The organism is Microbacterium sp., from assembly GCF_026393345.1.
In the GTDB taxonomy this organism is placed as follows: Bacteria; Actinomycetota; Actinomycetes; order Actinomycetales; family Microbacteriaceae; genus Microbacterium.
The window spans coordinates 1-16,809 of record NZ_JAPLAI010000047.1; the positions used below are offsets into that span (position 1 = coordinate 1).

General features: G+C 69.9%; 16 protein-coding genes and 1 tRNA gene (1 of these 17 only partly in view). 7 read left to right on the forward strand and 10 right to left on the reverse strand.

The features are described 5' to 3' along the window. Nucleotides 1-140 precede the first annotated feature (140 nt). Genes NT132_RS08670 through NT132_RS08680 form a run of 3 tightly spaced genes read right to left on the reverse strand, consistent with a single transcriptional unit; the run spans nt 141 to nt 3,072 of the window. A complete protein-coding gene (locus NT132_RS08670) occupies nt 141-1,055 on the reverse strand; it encodes a type II secretion system F family protein (protein ID WP_297787470.1) in 915 nt (304 codons plus the stop codon). Continuing rightward, nucleotides 1,052-1,915, reverse strand: coding sequence for a type II secretion system F family protein (locus tag NT132_RS08675; RefSeq protein ID WP_297787525.1), 864 nt, complete (start codon nt 1,913-1,915; stop codon nt 1,052-1,054). Before NT132_RS08675 ends, NT132_RS08670 begins: the two co-directional genes overlap by 4 nt. Further along, nucleotides 1,912-3,072 carry an ATPase, T2SS/T4P/T4SS family gene (locus NT132_RS08680; protein WP_297787472.1) on the reverse strand — a complete coding sequence of 387 codons (1,161 nt, stop codon included), beginning with the start codon at nt 3,070-3,072 and terminating at the stop codon, nt 1,912-1,914. The genes NT132_RS08675 and NT132_RS08680 overlap by 4 nt, the downstream gene beginning before the upstream one ends. Before the next feature lie 104 nt (nt 3,073-3,176). Between NT132_RS08680 and NT132_RS08685 the strand changes: the two genes are divergently transcribed. Next, nucleotides 3,177-3,785 (forward strand): TetR/AcrR family transcriptional regulator, encoded by a 609-nt coding sequence (locus NT132_RS08685; RefSeq protein ID WP_297787474.1) that lies wholly within the window; start codon nt 3,177-3,179, stop codon nt 3,783-3,785. A gap of 39 nt (nt 3,786-3,824) precedes the next feature. Here NT132_RS08685 and NT132_RS08690 read toward each other — a convergent pair whose 3' ends face one another. Continuing rightward, complete coding sequence (locus NT132_RS08690) at nt 3,825-5,558, reverse strand: MFS transporter (RefSeq protein ID WP_297787476.1); 1,734 nt, start codon at nt 5,556-5,558, stop codon at nt 3,825-3,827. A gap of 242 nt (nt 5,559-5,800) precedes the next feature. On the opposite strand from NT132_RS08690, the gene NT132_RS08695 reads away from it, so the two are divergent. Continuing rightward, nucleotides 5,801-7,597 carry an FAD-dependent oxidoreductase gene (locus NT132_RS08695; protein WP_297787478.1) on the forward strand — a complete coding sequence of 599 codons (1,797 nt, stop codon included), beginning with the start codon at nt 5,801-5,803 and terminating at the stop codon, nt 7,595-7,597. 18 nt (nt 7,598-7,615) lie between these two features. Here the strand turns inward: NT132_RS08695 and NT132_RS08700 are convergent, their stop codons facing one another. The 4 genes from NT132_RS08700 to NT132_RS08715 form a co-directional block, all read right to left on the reverse strand. Further along, nucleotides 7,616-8,608 (reverse strand): AraC family transcriptional regulator, encoded by a 993-nt coding sequence (locus NT132_RS08700; RefSeq protein ID WP_297787480.1) that lies wholly within the window; start codon nt 8,606-8,608, stop codon nt 7,616-7,618. A 132-nt stretch (nt 8,609-8,740) separates the two neighbouring features. Beyond that, nucleotides 8,741-8,896, reverse strand: coding sequence for a hypothetical protein (locus NT132_RS08705; RefSeq protein ID WP_297787481.1), 156 nt, complete (start codon nt 8,894-8,896; stop codon nt 8,741-8,743). Nucleotides 8,897-8,906: 10 nt separating this feature from the next. Then, nucleotides 8,907-9,239 (reverse strand): hypothetical protein, encoded by a 333-nt coding sequence (locus tag NT132_RS08710; RefSeq protein ID WP_297787482.1) that lies wholly within the window; start codon nt 9,237-9,239, stop codon nt 8,907-8,909. A gap of 35 nt (nt 9,240-9,274) precedes the next feature. Continuing rightward, a complete protein-coding gene (locus NT132_RS08715) occupies nt 9,275-9,832 on the reverse strand; it encodes an XRE family transcriptional regulator (protein ID WP_297787484.1) in 558 nt (185 codons plus the stop codon). A 68-nt stretch (nt 9,833-9,900) separates the two neighbouring features. Between NT132_RS08715 and NT132_RS08720 the strand changes: the two genes are divergently transcribed. The 4 genes from NT132_RS08720 (at nt 9,901) to NT132_RS08735 (ending at nt 12,860) form a co-directional block, all read left to right on the forward strand. Further along, the gene (locus tag NT132_RS08720) at nt 9,901-11,469 is read left to right on the forward strand and encodes a bifunctional NAD(P)/FAD-dependent oxidoreductase/class I SAM-dependent methyltransferase (protein WP_297787486.1); all 1,569 of its coding nucleotides are present in this window, start codon (nt 9,901-9,903) and stop codon (nt 11,467-11,469) included. A gap of 9 nt (nt 11,470-11,478) precedes the next feature. After that, complete coding sequence (locus NT132_RS08725) at nt 11,479-11,925, forward strand: hypothetical protein (protein ID WP_297787488.1); 447 nt, start codon at nt 11,479-11,481, stop codon at nt 11,923-11,925. A 67-nt stretch (nt 11,926-11,992) separates the two neighbouring features. Continuing rightward, nucleotides 11,993-12,074, forward strand: a tRNA-Leu gene (locus NT132_RS08730). Nucleotides 12,075-12,137: 63 nt separating this feature from the next. Beyond that, nucleotides 12,138-12,860 (forward strand): VTT domain-containing protein, encoded by a 723-nt coding sequence (locus NT132_RS08735; protein WP_297787491.1) that lies wholly within the window; start codon nt 12,138-12,140, stop codon nt 12,858-12,860. Nucleotide 12,861: 1 nt separating this feature from the next. On the opposite strand, the gene NT132_RS08740 is transcribed toward NT132_RS08735, so the two are convergent. Then, complete coding sequence (locus NT132_RS08740) at nt 12,862-13,761, reverse strand: Ku protein (RefSeq protein ID WP_297787493.1); 900 nt, start codon at nt 13,759-13,761, stop codon at nt 12,862-12,864. A 70-nt stretch (nt 13,762-13,831) separates the two neighbouring features. Between NT132_RS08740 and NT132_RS08745 the strand changes: the two genes are divergently transcribed. Then, complete coding sequence (locus NT132_RS08745; RefSeq protein ID WP_297787495.1) at nt 13,832-16,249, forward strand: ATP-dependent DNA ligase; 2,418 nt, start codon at nt 13,832-13,834, stop codon at nt 16,247-16,249. Between the two features lie 2 nt (nt 16,250-16,251). On the opposite strand, the gene NT132_RS08750 is transcribed toward NT132_RS08745, so the two are convergent. Beyond that, nucleotides 16,252-16,809, reverse strand: partial view of a cation diffusion facilitator family transporter gene (locus NT132_RS08750; protein ID WP_297787497.1) — the 3' portion only. It continues 315 nt past the right edge of the window; 558 of the gene's 873 nt are visible here — the last part of the coding sequence; its start codon lies beyond the right edge, outside the window — the gene reads right to left on this strand; it ends in the stop codon at nt 16,252-16,254.

Below are 16,809 nucleotides of genomic sequence, written 5' to 3' on the forward strand. Positions count from 1 at the left end.
GGACGTCACCGCGGTCGTCGCCGACCACCCGTCCCCAGGCAGCACGGAGTCGCTGCGCCGCACGGGCCGCGTACCCCTTCACCATCGCTTCCATGTCTTCTCCTTCCACCTCTCCGAGCCACCTCGATCGATGGGGCTCGTCACCATCCGAGCCGCAGCATCAGTACGCCCGGGAAGATTGCGATCAGCACGCTGAGCGGCAGGATCAGAAAGACGAGCGGAAACAGCATCGCGATCTCCTTCCGTCCCGCCTGCTCGATGAGCACCCGCTTCGCCTCCTCCTGCGCGTCCTGCGCTTGCGCCTGCAGCACCTGCGCGAGCGGCGCCCCGCGTTCGATGGCTGCGACGATCTGGTCGATGCTCCGCGCCACCGCGGGCACCTGCGCGTCACGCCCGACCACCCGCAGTGCCTCGGCGAGGGACGACCCCGTGCCGACCTCGACGACCGCGGTGCGAAGCAGCGCCACCAGCTCGCCCTGACCGATCGCGGCCACGCGGCGGATCGCGTCGAACACGCTCTCCCCCGCAGCGAGACACAGCGCGAGGAACTCCAGGATCGTCGGCAGCTCCTCCGTCACCCGCTGCGCCCGCGCGCGGATCGCGCGTCCGAGAGCCACCTCGGGGAGGGCACCGGCGAGCGCGCCGGTCACGACGGGGAGCAGCGCCAGCCCGGGTGTCGTGGTTCCGGCGAGCGTGATCGCCACCGCGAGCACCGCTCCCCCGGCCACCCCGCCCACGGCCCATCCCAGCTGCCGCAGCCGGAACGCGGAGGCGCCCGCCGGCCGGCCCGCGCGACGAAGACGCGCCTCCAGCGCTTCGGAGCCGCCGATGCGCGCGGCGATGCTCGGCGCCCACGTTCGCCAGTGCTGCGGGGACGTGAGCGGTGTGAGTCCGAGCGGGTCGGCGATGTCGCGGATGTACGGTGCGATCCGCCGGTCGAGCGTCACCGCACCCCACCGTGGCAGCGCCCACAGCATGAGGCAGATCCCCGCACCGAGTCCGCCGCCGAGCAGCACGCCGACGGCGGCATAGCTGACGACGACGGTGTCGATCATCCGAACCACCGCCGGGGCTCCGGCAGCCGGCCGAGTCGCAGCATCAGCCGGAACGCCACGACCGAGACCACCGCGCTGACGACGATGAGCACGACCCCCTCGGGACTGGAGTACGCCCGCGCCCCCTCGGGCCGGATCGCGAGCAGGATCATGACGACCCACGGCGCCACGACACCGAGGACTGCCGCTCCCCGCACCCACGACTGGCGAGCCTCCGCCTCGGAGCGCACCGTCGCATCCGCCCGGACGCCGGACGAGAGCGACCGGAGCACCGGCACGAGTTCGGTGCCGCCGACCTCCCGTGCCATCCGCAGCGTCTCCACGATGCGATCAGCCACCGGGTCGGCGAGCGCTGCCTTCACCCGCAGGATGCTGGTGTCGAAGTGGCCGGATGCCGCGAGATCCGACGCGTAGGCGGCGAACACCGGCCGCACCGGACCCGGTGCCGATGTCGCGAGGGTGGCCACCGCATCCGGCAGGGAGAGTCCGGAGCGCACCGCAGCGATCAGCAGGTCGCAGATGTCGGGCCACAGCATCCGTCGCGCCCGCCGGAGGCTCCGGCTCCGCCCTCGGAGCCACATGACCGGTAGCGCGGCCGTGGCGAGTGCCCCGACGAGGACGAGCACCGGAACCCCGGTTGCGAGCCACACCGCAGCCGCGATGACGACGGCGAGACCGAGGCACGCGATGACCAAGAGCGCGGGCGAGCGGTGCGCGAATCCGGCGGCGGCGAGGAGGTCGATCGCACGCGAGGGACGCGGATCGCTTTCCTTCCGCCGGTTCGGGTCGTGGGGCCAGAGCCAGGGCGACACCGTCAGCAGGACGCCGGCGGCGAGGATCGCACCCCACAGCAGCGTCATGACGGGCCGCCCCACCTCAGCACCGGTCGCGTCCGGATGCGGTCGCCCTCGACCTCGCCGGTGGTCTCCACGATCTCGACGACCCGTCGGCGCCCATCGGCGGCCATGGCGCAGTGCGCGACGAGGTCGACCCCGGAGGCGATGGCGGGGACCACGAACGACCGGTCGATGTTGCGGCCGGCGAGGAGCGGCAGCGCGGCGAGTTTCACCAGGGCATCCGGCGCACTGTTCGCGTGGATCGATGCGGCGCACGGCACACCCGTGTTGAGCGCGAGGAGCAGGTCGAGCGCCTCGGCATCCCGGACCTCGCCGACGATGATCCGGTCGGGCCGCATCCGGAGCGCCTCCTTCACGAGGCGTCGCAGCGTCACCTCGCCGGTGCCCTCGAGACTCGGTTGGCGTCCCTGCAGCGCGACGAGGTCGGGGGCGTCGACGGCGAGTTCGAACGTCTCCTCCACCGTGACGATCCGTTGCCGCGGCGCGCATGCGGCGATGAGGGCGGCGAGCAGGGTCGTCTTGCCGGCGTGGGTGGCGCCGGAGACGAGGATGCTGCGCCCACCTCTCATCGCGTCCGCCAGCAGCTGCGCGCCCTCGGGTGGGAGCGAGCCGATCGCGACGAGCTGCTCCAGCGTCCGGTACGCGGGGAGGAACTTCCGGATGTTCACGGCCCAGTGCCGCCGCGTGATGCCGCTGATCACGACATGAAGCCGCGACCCGTCCGGCAGCGACGCGTCGACGAACGGCTGGCTGAGGTCGACGCGACGACCGGTGGCGTGCAGCATCCGTTCCACGAGGTCCTGGATGGCGGTATCCGTCAGCCGCAGCGGCAGGCGCTCGCTGCGACCGGCTCGTGCCGCGAAGATCCGGTCGGGACCGTTGATCCAGATCTCTTCGATCGATGGATCATCGAGGTACGGCTGCAGCGGGCCGAACCCGCCCACCGCCGCCAGCACGTCGCGGACCGCGCCGGCCTCGTCATCGATCGTCGCCGCGCCATGCGCGAGGGCCGCATCATTGTGCCGCCGCAGCTCCGCCCGCACCACCCGGGCCGCGGTCTCCAGCTCCCGGGTCGGGTCCGTGCCCTCCTGCCGCAGCCGCTCCCGCACACGCTGAGCCAGCGCGGCATGCGCCGGCGAAGCGACAGGAGCGAGCGACATGCCCAGCATCCTGACTCTTTCGCCCGTGATCGGGGGAACTTATCCACAAGGCGGTGACCGAAGAGTCGACCGAGGGAACCCGCGGCCTCACTACTGTGGTGCCCATGGCGAACCTCCGTACCCAGCAGAAGGAACAGACGCGCCGCAATCTCCTGCAGGAGGCGTTGCGGCTGTTCGAGGCGAAGGGCTATGTCGCAACGACCATCGACGACATCGCCACGGCGGTCGGCACGACCCGCGTCACGTTCTACGCGTACTTCCCCAACAAGACCGAGATCCTGCGCGCCCTGTTCGACGAGCTGAACCGGAGCCTGGATCGCCACGAAGATGCCTCGCACCGGATGACGGCCCGCCCGCTCGTGGAGGCCGCGCGGATCGGGACGTTCGACGTGATCCGCGACTGGATCGGCGTGCAGTCCTCCCGGTGGCCCGAGATCGCGCCCTACATCACTGTCATCACCGAGGCCGCGGCGGTCGACCCCGAGATGCGGGAGATCAACGAGGCCTGGTTCACGGAAGTGATCGACGACATCGTCGAGGGCTTGACGCAGGCGGGTCGGTTCGACCCGGAAACCCGCCGATTCCGTGGCTATCTCGCGATGGAGCTCCTCGACGGCACCACGCTCCGATGGATCCGGCATCCCTTCGAACTGGATGCCGGTCCCGAACTCGACATCCTGGCCCAGGCCTGGACGGATCTCCTCGGCGACTGACGAGGCGGGGCCACCACATGTGGGCCCCGCCTGCTCCGATCAGGCCTCGGGCGCCACCACCTTCACGGTCATCGCCAGTTCTTCGTCGGTGACCGGCGCATCGGCCTTCCGGCTCGGAATGAACAGGGTCAGGCAGGCCGACGCCGTCGCCGCGATCGCCCCGACGAGGTAGACCACGTTGAAGCCGGAGCCGAGAGTGGCACCGGCCACACCCATGATCTCGGACTGCGAGTCGCGCAGCGACGAGACCGCCGCATCCACCGCCTGCTGCGGCGCGCCCGACGCGCTCATCTCACCGGAGAACTGGGCGAGCACTCCCTCCCAGCCCGACAGCCACGCCAGGGGCGGCACGTGCGACAGACCGGTCACGGCCTCCGGAGCCAGCCCGATACCGGAGAGCACGCCGACGATCGCCCCGGCGAAGGCCGTCGCCCCGATGCCGAACGCGACGGCCGAACCCACGACCGGGCCCAGCGTGAAGCCGAGGTCCCGCATGAGGCTCGTGGTGGCGGAGGCCATACCGATCTCGTGCGGCTGCACGGTGTTGATCGCCACGGCGGTGATCGAGCCGATGGTGAGGGCGAAACCGACACCGAGGAGCAGCAGCGGCACGATGAAGTCCTGCCAGGGCGTGCCGCCGAACTGCGCCGGGATGCCGAGCCGGTAGGTGGACAGCCAGTAACCGCTGATGGCGATCAGGGCGAATCCCGACGTCAGCAGCCACCGCGGCGACACGGAGTGGATGAGCCGCCCCACGATCGGCGAGAGGACGAACGCGGGTCCCTGGATGCAGAGGAAGAGGACGCCGAGCACCCACACCGGGCTCTGCGCGAGTGCGCCCTCCGAGATGGACGTCGCGAAGCAGATGGCGAGGAACGCGAACATGCCGATCACGGCGACGATGGCACCGATGGAGAAGGCCGCGTTCTTGAACAGGCCGAGGTGCAGGAGCGGCGCCTTCGACCTCATCTCGATGATGATGAACGCGACTAGCAGGACCGCGCCGACGACGTAGCTCACGAGGACCTGCGGTGCCGTCCACCCCGAGTCCACGGCGGTGACCGTCGCGTACAGCACCGCGATCAGGCCGACGGCGAAGGTCAGCTGCCCGGGGATGTCGGGCTTCCGGCCGGCCGGAGACGACGAGTCGCGGGTTGCGGCAGCGATGCCGACCAGCAGAATCGCGACCGCGACGATGATCCAGTACGCGACCCGCCAGCCGCTGAAGACGTTCGGCGCACCGGGCTCAGCGCCGGGAACCGTGAACAACTGGGCCGTGAGGCCCGCCATGACCGGCGAAATGACCGCACCGAGCGAGAGGAAGCCCGCCCACAGGGCGATCACCCGCGAACGCCGGGCGGGATCGGGGGTGAGGGCGACGACCATCGCCAGTCCGATCGGGAAGAGAAGGCCTGCCCCGATTCCGATCACGGCCTGCGCGAAGATCATGAACCCGGTGGAGTCTGCGAGCGCGGAGAGCACGGCGCCGGCGACGACGAACACGCCGCCCGCCATGAGGAGCTTCTTCCGGCCGAAGAGATCGCCCAGCAGCCCGAAGGTGAGTTCGAACGCGACGATCCCGATCTCGAAGATCGCCGTGATCCAGGTGAGGCCCGCGCCGGACGTGTGGAATTCGGACGCGAAGGCGCCGTTCAGCGCGCCGGGGATCGCGTAGGCGGTCTGGGCGAGGGCGACGGAGAGGAAGGCGGCGACGAACGTGGCGCGCACCGATCCGCGTGCCGAGATGATCGTGGTGGTCTGCGGTCTGGACATGAGAGCGGGAACTCCTTCGTTCCGAGGTGTCGGGTGCACGCGACGCGTACTCCGGATGATTTGAGCACAACGTTTTACACACTGTCAATTGAATTTGCAGAACGTGTACGGCGGAACACAGACGGTGCGCCTGCGGGCCAGCGTCACTGCGCCTGGGTTCCAGTGGGCTGATGACGCGCACCACAGACTCGACGTGCAGTTCCGCCGAGCGGCGGGCGCGATTCATCAGGAACGGAGTTCTCATGGTCGAGAAGCTCACTCACCGGTCATGGTCCCGGGCACAGCAGCACGTCGAGGGCGAAGCCGCCCGCAACGACGTGATCGTCATCGGGAGTGGGCCCACCGGGCTCGCGACCGCCCTCATGCTCGCCCGGCATGGCGTGCAGGTCACCGTCGTCACCCGCGAAACGTGGGTGGCGGACTCCCCCCGCGCTCACATCACGAACCAGCGCACGATGGAGATCATCCGCGCGGTCGGCCTCGAGGATGCGGTGCGCGCCCAGGCCTCGCCCCGCGGGACCATGGCCAGCCAGGTGGTCGCCACCGCGTTCACCGGCATCGAACTGGGTCGCGCCTGGTCGTGGGGCAACAACCCCGCCCGCCAAGGCGAGTACCTCACGGCCAGCCCGACCGAGGGCTGCGACATGCCGCAGGACCGGCTCGAGCCGGTGCTGCTCGCCGAGGCCGCGCGACTCGGTGTGCGCATCCGCTTCCAGACGTCCTTCTCGGGGCTGGAGCAGGATGCCGACGGCGTCGCCGTGCACATCGTCGACGGTGTCACCGGCACAGCCGACACGCTGCGTGCCTCCTACGTGGTCGGCGCCGATGGCGGGCAGAGCCCCGTCGCGGCCGCCGTCGGGATCCCGTTCCTCGGCGAGTCGGGCATCGCCGGGGCCATGAATATCAGCTTCACGGCCGATCTCTCCGCCTACGTGGCACACCGCCCCGGCTCGCTGTACGAGATCGTCCAGAACCGCCCCGACGGACCGACCCGGGCGATGATCCGCATGGTCAAGCCGTGGCGTGAATGGTCGGCGTCGCTCGTCTATCTCGGCGAGCGCAATTCCAAGCTGACCGAGGAGGAGGCGGCGCACGAACTCCGCCAGGCGATCGGAGACGACAGCGTCGATGTGACCATCACCGGGCTGTACCCGTGGCGGATCAACCGCATCGTCGCCGAAACCTACGGCGAGGGCCGGGTCTTCATCGCCGGCGATGCCGCCCACCGGCATCCCCCGACGAACGGCCTGGGCGCCAACACCTGCATTCAGGATGCCTTCAACCTCGCATGGAAACTCGCGTTCGTCATCAAGGGAATCGCGGGCCGGGGCCTCCTCGACAGCTATTCGGCCGAGCGCCAGCCGATCGGACAGCAGGTCGTGGACCGCGCGGTCGACAGCTGGGCCCTCGGCGCCGGTCTCCTCCCGGCGATGGGACTGAACCCTGCGCTGTCGTTCGATGAGCGCCAGAAACGTTTCGCGGAACTCGGCGAGGCGAGTGACGCCGGCGAGCGGCGCCGGGCCGACCTTCGCCGGGTGCTCGAGGAGGAGTCGTACATCTTCGAGGCCCACGGCGTCGAGATGAACCATGTGTACCGCTCGGCCGCGGTGATCGACGACGGCACCGAGGTGACCTACGAACGGGATGCGGAGCTCTACATCCAGCCGACCAGTCATCCCGGCGCGCGGATCCCGCACGCCTGGGTGGGCGATGCGACCCGCACGGTATCCACGTTGGACGTCGTCGGGGGCGAGCGATTCACGCTGCTCGTCCGCGATCGCGGTCAGGCATGGATCGACGCCGCGAACACGGTCGGCGCCGAACTCGGAATGGAGATCGCGACGGTCGCCGTGGGGCATCGCGGAGATGTGCAGGACCTCTACGGCGACTTCGCCGACCGGAGCGGGATCGGCGAGGCCGGCTGCCTTCTCGTTCGCCCCGATCAGCACGTCGCGCTGCGCAGTGGCGGCGCGGTGGAGGATCCGGCGGAGACCCTGCGTCTCGCGCTCACGAAGATGCTGGACCGAACCGGCCGCTGAGCCCGCGCGGGCGTGCCGTCACGCGGCGCGCCCGCGCCACGCGCTCGGCGTCTCGCCGTACGCGGCGCGGAACGCCCGCGTGAAGTGGGAGTGGTCCGAGAACCCGTGCGCGAGAGCGATCTGGAGGATGTCGATCGCCGCCCAGGTCGGATCGGCCAGAGCCTGGCGTGCGCGTTCCAGGCGACGCTCGCGGATCCATCCGGTCACCGACATGCCCCGCTGCTGGAACAGATGCTGAAGATATCGCGGCGACATGTCGACGGCCTCGGCGATCTGGCGGAGCGGCAAGGGATCGACGAGGTTCTCGGCGATGTAGGTCGCCGCCCGCTGGAAGGCGGGTTCCGAGGGGTCGCGTGATTCCGCTGTGCCGAGCCGTTCCGCCAGCATGGTCGTCATCAGCCCGACGACGTCGTGCGCGACCCGAGACGCGGTCGGCCCGGCGAGGAGGCGCTCGTCGCTCAGGACGTCGGAGGCGAACCGGACGGCGAGACGGGCGTATCCGGTATCGGACGAGAAGGGTTTCCCGATCATCGGCCTGAGCACGGCGGGCGCGAGGGCGAGCGCGGCGCGGGGGGCCCGCAGCATCAGGAGCTGGAACGGACCGTCGAACGCCCACCGATAGGGCACGCTCGGGTCACCGTAGCTGATCGTTCCGGGGCCCAGTCGCACCGGCGGATGCCCGTCCGCAGGAGTCAGGATGCTCGATCCGGACAGCTGCACGATGACGATGTGGCGCGTGTCGGCGGTGCGGGATACCTCGTGCGCGGTGCGGGCCACCGTGAGATGCCGTGCGTCGACGGTGAGGAGGTCGAGCTCTGTGCGGTCGAAGCGGCTCCGGACGAGTTCCCCGTCGGCGCGGATCCATTCGCCCGGGGCGCGTCGGCGTCCGTCATCCCCCGAGAACCTGCCCCAGCCATCCAATGCCCGGTCAAACTCGTTCGCCCCGAAGCGGCGCCGGATGCTGCTCGCCTCGGTGCTGTGGGAGTGCCCGTCCTCGCCGGCGTCTGCCATAGACGCGTCCTTTCGTTCCGCGCACCATCACGCGCGGAAAACTATACGCGGTGTAAAGCCACTGTGGTGAGGCCGCAACGGACGCCTCACGGTCGTGAATGGGGCGACCGCCCGCCCCGGCCTACGGGAGTGCTACCAGATCTTCGTGTTGTGAGCACCGTCGGCGAGGAAGGCAGCAGCGAAACGCTTGAACTGGTCACGGTGGTGGACCCAAGACCAGGCGTTGGATGGGCCGCCGTTCGCGTCCGACCGAGCCGGGTGCCAGGTGCCGTCGATCTGAACGAACATGAACTCCGGGTCATCCCATTCGCCGCCCAGCTGGAGGAGGCGTGCTTCGCCTCTCTGGTCCCGACGTTGCGCGTCCCACTGCCTCCGACGATGAGCGTTGGCACCCTTGGGGCCTTCGGTCAGCCAGGCGAACAGCTCCGGTTTCGGTTTCGGGAGGGCGAGCGGCGAGCACGGCAGAGAAGCCGATCAGCACCACGACGACGACGCCTGTGATGGCGCCGGCCCACGCATCGCGCAGCAGGAATCCGAGGGCGATGCCCGCGGCCACGCCGATGAGCACCGCGCTCACCCACGCGACAGCGGTGTAGCGCGCGGTGGGGTGGGAGGTCTGCATCTCGTCCATGATCCCGACGGTAAGGCCGCACACTGCAGCACGCATCAGTCCGTCGTCGTGTGGGTGTGCATCCTTGCGCCGGTCTCGTTGAAGATGCTGAGGACCTGCGCGGACTTGCCTCCCGCCGCCGACATGGCGTGCGGGGTACGGGTGTCGAACTCCGCGGCCTCCCCGCGGGTCAGCACGAGGTCCTGGTCACCGAGGCGCAGCCGCAGCTTCCCTTGCAACACGTACAGCCACTCGAAACCGTCGTGCACGCGCAGGGCGGGCAGCGCATCGTTCGCGGGGTAGGTGATTTTGTAGGTCGCGACGGGCGAGTCCTCGGGCGCGAGCGGGGCGATGACGAGACCGTCCCGCCGGATGACCGGACGCCGCACTCGGGGATCCACGATCTCGGGACGCAGGAGGTCATCGATGCGCAGCCCGAGCCGACGGGTAAGCGGGAGCAGGAGTTCGAGGCTCGCCTGGCGCTTGCCGGACTCCAGCCGGGACAGCGTGCTGGCGGACATCCCTGCGCTGGCGGCGAGATCCTCCAGCGTGAGTCCCTGCGCCTGCCGGGCTGCGCGCAGCCGTTCACCGACGCGGGCCAGTTCTTCCTGCATCAGGACCCCCTTTGCCAATTCCGCAAGTTCATTTGCGGAACTCTCATTGTGCGGCACATGCTGGCGGTATGCACAGTCAGACCTGGGATGTCATCATCGTCGGCGGTGGCCCCGCCGGCCTCTCCGCGGCACTCATGCTCGGTCGTGCGCGGCGACGCGTCCTCGTCGTCGACGCGGGGAGCCCGCGGAACCGGTTCGCGGCGCACATGCACGGTGTGCTGGGTCACGAGGGAACGTCGCCGCACGACCTGCTCGCCCGCGGGCGCGAGGAGGTGCGGGGGTACGGCGTGGAGCTGATCGACGGCAACCTCGAGCGGGTCGACCGGGTCGCCGGGGGGCACGCTGTCATGACGAGCGACGGCGGAACCCATCAGACTCGGGCGCTCATCGTGGCCACCGGGCTCACGGACCAGCTGCCATCCATTCCAGGCCTGGCGGAGCGCTGGGGCACCTCGGTCCTGCACTGCCCGTACTGCCACGGATGGGAGGTGCGCGACCAGCACCTCGGCGTGCTGACGACCTCGCCGCTGAGTCTGCACCAGGCCGAGCTCGTGCGGCAGTGGAGCGACCGGGTCACGGTCTTCACCGCCGGGCTCGGTCCGCTCTCCGCCGAGACCGAACGACGCCTGCGCGTCCGCGGCATCGAACTCGTCTCGGAGCCGGTCGCTGAGATCCTGGGTGAGGGCGACGCGATCCGGGCCCTCCGGCTCTCTGATGGACGGGAGGTGCCGGTCGACGCACTCTTCACGGCAGGCGCCCCGCATCCGCACGACGAGCTGGTCGCGTCGCTCGATCTGACGCGAGACGACACCCCCTTCGGGTCGTTCCTCGCCATCGACGCGACGGGCAGGACCAGCGACGAACGCATCTGGGCGGTCGGCAACGTCGTCACCCCCGGGGCGACGGTGCCGATGTCGATCGGCGCCGGCGCCGCGACCGGCGGCGCCGTGAACGCGGCACTCGTCGGTTGGGACGTTGACGACGCGCTCACGGCGGCGCAGACGCCGACCGAGCCCGCGGACTACTGGGAGGAGCGGTACGCCGGCTCCGAGCGCGTCTGGTCGGGCCGGGCGAACCGGGTGCTCACCGAGGTCGCAGCGATGCTCCCGCCGGGGCGAGCACTCGACCTCGGATGCGGCGAGGGAGCCGATGTGATCTGGCTCGCCCAGCACGGATGGACGGCGACCGGGATCGACATCTCACCGACCGCTGTGCGTCGCGCGACCGAGGCGGCGAGTGCCGCCGGTCTCCCGGTCGAGCAGGCACAGTTCCACTCCGTCGACCTCACCGCTCTTCCGACCGGATCCTACGATCTCGTGAGCGCGAGCTTTCTGCACTCCCCCGTGCGCCTGCCGCGGGAAGCGATCCTCCGCCAGGCCGCCGACCGGGTCGCCCCGGGCGGACACCTGCTCATCACTTCCCATGCTGCGCCTCCGCCCGGCTCGAATGTTCCGCACGTCCACGAGCACCGCTTTCTCACCCCCGATGAGGAGATCGAGCAGCTCGCTCTCGACCCACAACGCTGGGAGGTCGTCCTGGCGGAGTCCCGGCCACGGGATGCGACCCTGCGCGACGGCACCGTCGCCACGCTCGACGACGTCATCGTCCTCGTCCGCCGGATCGGTGCGCACCGCTAATCTGCCGCCATGGGGTTCTCGCTGTGGGGCGCAGTCATCTCGGTCGCCGTGCTGGCGCCGAACCTGCTGCTGCTCGCGTTCCCGCCTCGGCGCCCCCTGCCGAGCGCGCACGTCCCATGGCCGCTGACCGCGCTGGAGCGTGCCGGGCAGGCACTGTGCCTCGTCATTCCCGCGATCACGGAACCGGGCAGCGTCGCGCCGGGCTGGGCGATCCTCGCGATCGCTGCGCTCGGGGGCTATCTCGCACTCTGGCTCCGTTACCTCCTGCGCGGACGCAACGGCGCCGACCTGTACCGGTCGCTCTGGTTCCTGCCGGTACCGATGGCCGTGCTGCCGGTCGTCACGTTCCTCGCCACCGCCGCGTGGCTGGCAAACCCCTGGATCGCGGCGTCTGCGGTCGTCCTCGCGGTAGGCCACATCCCCGCATCCATAATCCTGGCCCGCGCCGCTCGCTGACGAGCACCTGGGAGCCCGGCGCCGACGCCGGTGTGCGAAGCCGCTCCTGGATAGACTGGGCGCACCCGCGGGAGTGGTGAAATTGGCAGACACGCAGGATTTAGGTTCCTGTGCTTTCGAGCGTGTGGGTTCAAGTCCCACCTTCCGCACGGGGACGGAGACGAGGGTCACCCTCCGTCGCGCCCCTCGATCACACCTACGACGGGAACAGCGTGCACAATCTCGGCCTTCTGCCCTGGCTCGACCCCGCTTCCATCATCGAGGCGGCGGGCCCGTGGGCCCTCCTCGTCGTCTGCTTCATCATCTTCGCCGAGACCGGGCTGCTGATCGGATTCCTCCTACCGGGTGACACGCTCCTCGTCATCTCGGGCCTCCTGTCGCACCACACCGAGGCCGCACCCCACGGCGTGTTCGGCCTCAACGTCTGGTGGGTTGCCCTCGCCATCGGCGTCGCGGCGTTCATCGGCGGTGAGGTCGGCTACTTCATCGGCCACAAGGCGGGCCCGGCGATCTTCGAACGCAAGGAATCGGGCCTGTTCAGCACGAAGAACGTGGAACGCACCAATGCGTTCTTCGAGCGCTTCGGCGGCATCACCGTGATCCTCGCCCGCTTCGTGCCGATCGTCCGCACCTTCGCCCCCGTCGCCGCCGGCGTCGGGCATATGCCGTGGCGGCGATACTCGCTCTACAACCTCATCGGTGCGATCCTCTGGGGCATCGGTCTCACGATGCTCGGCTACGGCATCGGATACATCCCGTGGGTGCGCGACATCGTCACCGAGTACATCGACCTCATCCTCATCGGCGTCGTGGTCCTCACCGCCGCGGTCACGGTCTGGCACTACCTGCGTGAGCGTTCCAAGGTGAAGCACGAGAGCGCAGAGGCGCGCCGTGCGGCCGCCGAGGATGCGACGAACCTCGATTTCGAGGACTGACTCAGGACGCCTTCTTCGCCTTCGCGGCGGGCTTTTTCGCGGCAGCCTTCTTCGCTGGCTTCTTCTCGGCCTTGTCGCCGGCGGCATCCTTCGACGATGACCCGCGTGCGGATCGCGACTTCTCCAGGCTCGCCTGCAGGGCCGCCATCAGGTCGATGACCTCGCCGCCCGACGCCGTCTTCTCCTCTTCCTGCTCACCGAAGGTCTCGGATGTGTCGAGCGCGTCGCCGGCCTCCAGCTTCGCGTCGATGAGCGTGCGCAACTGCACCTGATAGTCGTCGGTGAACGCCGACGGGTCGAAGTCGGCGGCGAAGCTGTCGACCAGCGACGCCGAGAGCTCGAGCTCCTTCGCCGAGATCCGGACGGTCTCCTCGAGCGCCGGGAACGCCGCCTCCCGCACCTCGTCCGCCCACAACAGCGTCTGCAACACGAGTACGTCGTCGCGCACGCGGAGCGCAGCCAGGCGCGTCTTCTGCCGCAGCGAGAACCGCACAATGGCGGTGAGGTCGGTCTGCTCGAGCGTCTTGCGCAGCAGCACATACGCCTTCGGGGATGCGGAGTCGGGTTCGAGGTAGTACGCGCGGTCGAGCAGCAGCGGGTCGACCTGGTCGCTCGGGACGAACTCGACGACCTCGATCTCGCGGCTCTTCTCCGCCGGCAGCGACGCCAGGTCTTCGTCCGTGAGCACCACGGTGCGATCACCGTCGTCGTACGCCTTGTCGATGTCCTGGTAGGCGACGATCTCACCGCAGATCTCGCACCGGCGCTGGTACCGGATGCGGCCGCCGTCCTTCTCGTGCACCTGATGCAGCGACACGTCATGGTCCTCGGTGGCGGAGTACACCTTCACCGGCACGTTGACGAGACCGAATGCGATCGCGCCCTTCCAGATCGACCTCATGCCGTTAGTACACACGCTCGGACCGCGCCAGGGCTAGGGGTTGCGCGCCCGCACCGGCATCATGAACGTCATGGCAGCAGACGAGCAGACGGTGCGGATCGGCGACCGGATGCTGCGCGTCTCTCGCCTCGACAAGGTGCTGTACCCCGAGACGGGGACCACCAAGGGCGAGGTCATCGACTACTACACCCGCATCGCGCCGGTCATGCTGCCGCACCTCGCGGGGCGCCCGGTCACCCGGAAGCGCTGGCCGGAGGGCGTCGGGACCACCGAGGACCCGGCGTCCTCGTTCTTCGCGAAGGCGCTCGAGGCGGGCGCCCCGGCCTGGGTGCCGCGGCAAAGCATCGAGCACTCGGGAGGTCCGAAGGACTACCCGCTCGTCGACGACGTCGCCACCCTCGCGTACCTCGCCCAGGTCGCGAGCCTCGAACTCCACACCCCGCAGTGGCGGTTCGACCCCGACGGCCAGGCACTGCCACCCGATCGGATCGTGCTCGACCTCGACCCCGGTCCCGGCATCGGCCTCGTCGAGTGCGCGGAAGTGGCGCGGTGGGCGCGCACGATCCTGCAAGACATGGGCCTCGACCCGTTCCCGGTCACGAGCGGAAGCAAGGGCGTCCACCTGTACGCGACACTGCCCGCCGCCGCATCCAGCGACGAGGTGTCGCAGGTGGCGAAGGAACTCGCGCGCGCGCTGGAGACCGACCACCCGGACCTCGTCGTCAGCTCGATGTCGAAGGCCGCGCGCCCCGGCAAGGTCTTCGTCGACTGGAGCCAGAACAACGGGTCGAAGACGACCATCGCGCCGTACTCGCTTCGCGGGCGGCCGCATCCCACCGTCGCCGCCCCCCGCACCTGGGCGGAGCTCGACGACCCCGACCTGCGTCACCTGGAGTTCGACGAGGTGCTGGCACGCGTCGCCCGCGAGGGCGATCCGCTCGCCCCGCTCGGCCGTCCGGTCACCTCGGTGTCATCGGGACCGCTGGCCACGTACATTGCCAAGCGTTCCGCCGACCGCACCCCCGAACCCGTGCCGGACTCCCCCGCCGCCGACCCGACGCTTGCGGGAGAGCTGCCGCGGTTCGTCATCCAGGAGCATCATGCCCGGCGGCTGCACTGGGACTTCCGGCTGGAGCACGACGGCGTCTACGTCAGCTGGGCGGTGCCGAAGGGCGTCCCGGAGACGGCGAACCGCAACCACCTCGCGGTCATGACCGAGGACCACCCGCTCGGCTACGGCACGTTCGAGGGCGAAATCCCGCACGGCGAGTACGGGGCCGGCACTGTCACGATCTGGGACACCGGCCGCTACGAGACCGAGAAGTGGCGCGACAGCGAGGTCATCGTCACCCTGCACGGTCGCCCCGACGGTCCGATCGGCACCGCCCGGCTGGCCCTCATCCGCACCGGCGGGCAGGGTGAGAAATCATCGTGGCTGCTGCACCGGATGAAGGATCAGACCCCGGATGCGGCGGCCCCTGAGCCCGCATCCCCGGCCGACCCCGCATCCCTCGACGTCCGTCCCATGCTCGCGACCCTCTCCACGCCGGTCGACGCCGCGCGCACCGCCGACCGATGGGGCGGCGAACCCTGGGTCGAAATGAAGTGGGACGGAGTCCGCGCGATCGGCGCCTGGGACGGTCATCGCCTGCGCCTCACCGCCCGGAGCGGCATCGACATCACCGACCGCTATCCGGAGCTGACCGGAGTGGATGCGGGACTCGGCCCCGACCCGCTGGTGGTCGACGGCGAGATCGTCGCTCTCGACGAGCGCGGCGTGCCGAGCTTCTCCCTCCTGCAGTCGCGCATGCACCTCGCCGACCGTCACGACATCGACCGCGAGGCGACGCGCACCCCGGTGCGGTACTACCTGTTCGACGTGCTCGCGCGCGGCGACCACGCGCTGACCGGGTCGCCGCTGCGCGAGCGCCGCGAGGTGCTGGAGCAGGCGACAATGGGCAGCATCCCCGCGATCGCCGTGCCGCCGGTGTTCGACGATCTGGAGCATGCCCTGACCGACGGCGAGCGCCTGGGCCTCGAGGGCGTCGTGGTGAAGAACCCGGACGCCCGGTACCGGCCGGGCAGCCGCTCCGACGACTGGCTGAAGGTCAAGCACAGCCGTACCCAGGAGGTCGTAATCGGCGGCGTCCGCCGTGGCAAGGGCGGGCGCTCAGGCACGTTCGGATCACTGCTTCTCGGCATCCCCTCCCCCGACGGCCTGCAATACGTGGGACGGGTGGGCACCGGGTTCTCCGACCGCGAGCTGACCCGGCTCGACAGGCTGCTCCGCCCCCTCCGCACCGACGAGAACCCCCTCATCGGGGTGCCGCGGGTCGACACCTCCGACGCCGAATGGGTGCGGCCAGAATTCGTTGCCGAGGTCGAGTTCGCCGAGTTCACCCCCACCGGCAGCCTTCGCCACCCCCGCTGGCGGGGCCTGCGCCCCGACAAGAACCCGGACGAGGTGGTGCGGGAGGTCCCCGGCTGAGCTCAGCCGTGCGGGTCGTGCTCGACGTGGCCCGCCGATTCCAGCTGGAACGTGGAGTGCTCCACGTCGAAATGCTCGGCGAGGCAGCCCTGCAGCCGGGTGAGGATGCCGGACGCGTCGCCCGCCGCGAACGCGTCGGCGTCGACCACGACATGCGCCGTGAACACCGGTGCTCCGCGGGTGAGCTGCCACACGTGCACATCGTGCACATCGGCGACGCCCTCGGTGGCGAGGATGTGGTCGCGGATCTCCTGCACGGTGATGCCCTTCGGCGATGCTTCGCTCAGCACGGTGACGACCTCACGGAGCAGGCCGATGGCCCGCGGCACGATCATGGCGGCGATGAGGAGCGAGGCCACCGCGTCCGCCGCCACCCAGCCGGTGAGGAGGATGACGATCGCCGCGATGATGACGGCGACGGAGCCCAGCAGATCGCCGACCACCTCGAGGTAGGCGCCGCGGGCGTTGATGTTCTTCCGCTGTGCGGACCCGAGCAGCCACATGGCGATGCCGTTGGCGACGAGGCCCACCGAGGCGACGACGAGCATCAGGCCGCCCGC

What these genes read in the sequence shown, in the direction of transcription:
- NT132_RS08670 (WP_297787470.1), bottom strand. Translation starts at nt 1,055, where the DNA reads ATGATCGACACCGTCGTCGTCAGCTATGCCGCCGTCGGCGTGCTGCTC.
- NT132_RS08675 (WP_297787525.1), bottom strand. Translation starts at nt 1,915, where the DNA reads ATGACGCTGCTGTGGGGTGCGATCCTCGCCGCCGGCGTCCTGCTGACG.
- NT132_RS08680 (WP_297787472.1), bottom strand. Translation starts at nt 3,072, where the DNA reads ATGTCGCTCGCTCCTGTCGCTTCGCCGGCGCATGCCGCGCTGGCTCAG.
- NT132_RS08685 (WP_297787474.1), top strand. Translation starts at nt 3,177, where the DNA reads ATGGCGAACCTCCGTACCCAGCAGAAGGAACAGACGCGCCGCAATCTC.
- NT132_RS08690 (WP_297787476.1), bottom strand. Translation starts at nt 5,558, where the DNA reads ATGTCCAGACCGCAGACCACCACGATCATCTCGGCACGCGGATCGGTG.
- NT132_RS08695 (WP_297787478.1), top strand. Translation starts at nt 5,801, where the DNA reads ATGGTCGAGAAGCTCACTCACCGGTCATGGTCCCGGGCACAGCAGCAC.
- NT132_RS08700 (WP_297787480.1), bottom strand. Translation starts at nt 8,608, where the DNA reads ATGGCAGACGCCGGCGAGGACGGGCACTCCCACAGCACCGAGGCGAGC.
- NT132_RS08705 (WP_297787481.1), bottom strand. Translation starts at nt 8,896, where the DNA reads ATGTTCGTTCAGATCGACGGCACCTGGCACCCGGCTCGGTCGGACGCG.
- NT132_RS08710 (WP_297787482.1), bottom strand. Translation starts at nt 9,239, where the DNA reads ATGGACGAGATGCAGACCTCCCACCCCACCGCGCGCTACACCGCTGTC.
- NT132_RS08715 (WP_297787484.1), bottom strand. Translation starts at nt 9,832, where the DNA reads ATGCAGGAAGAACTGGCCCGCGTCGGTGAACGGCTGCGCGCAGCCCGG.
- NT132_RS08720 (WP_297787486.1), top strand. Translation starts at nt 9,901, where the DNA reads ATGCACAGTCAGACCTGGGATGTCATCATCGTCGGCGGTGGCCCCGCC.
- NT132_RS08725 (WP_297787488.1), top strand. Translation starts at nt 11,479, where the DNA reads ATGGGGTTCTCGCTGTGGGGCGCAGTCATCTCGGTCGCCGTGCTGGCG.
- NT132_RS08740 (WP_297787493.1), bottom strand. Translation starts at nt 13,761, where the DNA reads ATGAGGTCGATCTGGAAGGGCGCGATCGCATTCGGTCTCGTCAACGTG.
- NT132_RS08745 (WP_297787495.1), top strand. Translation starts at nt 13,832, where the DNA reads ATGGCAGCAGACGAGCAGACGGTGCGGATCGGCGACCGGATGCTGCGC.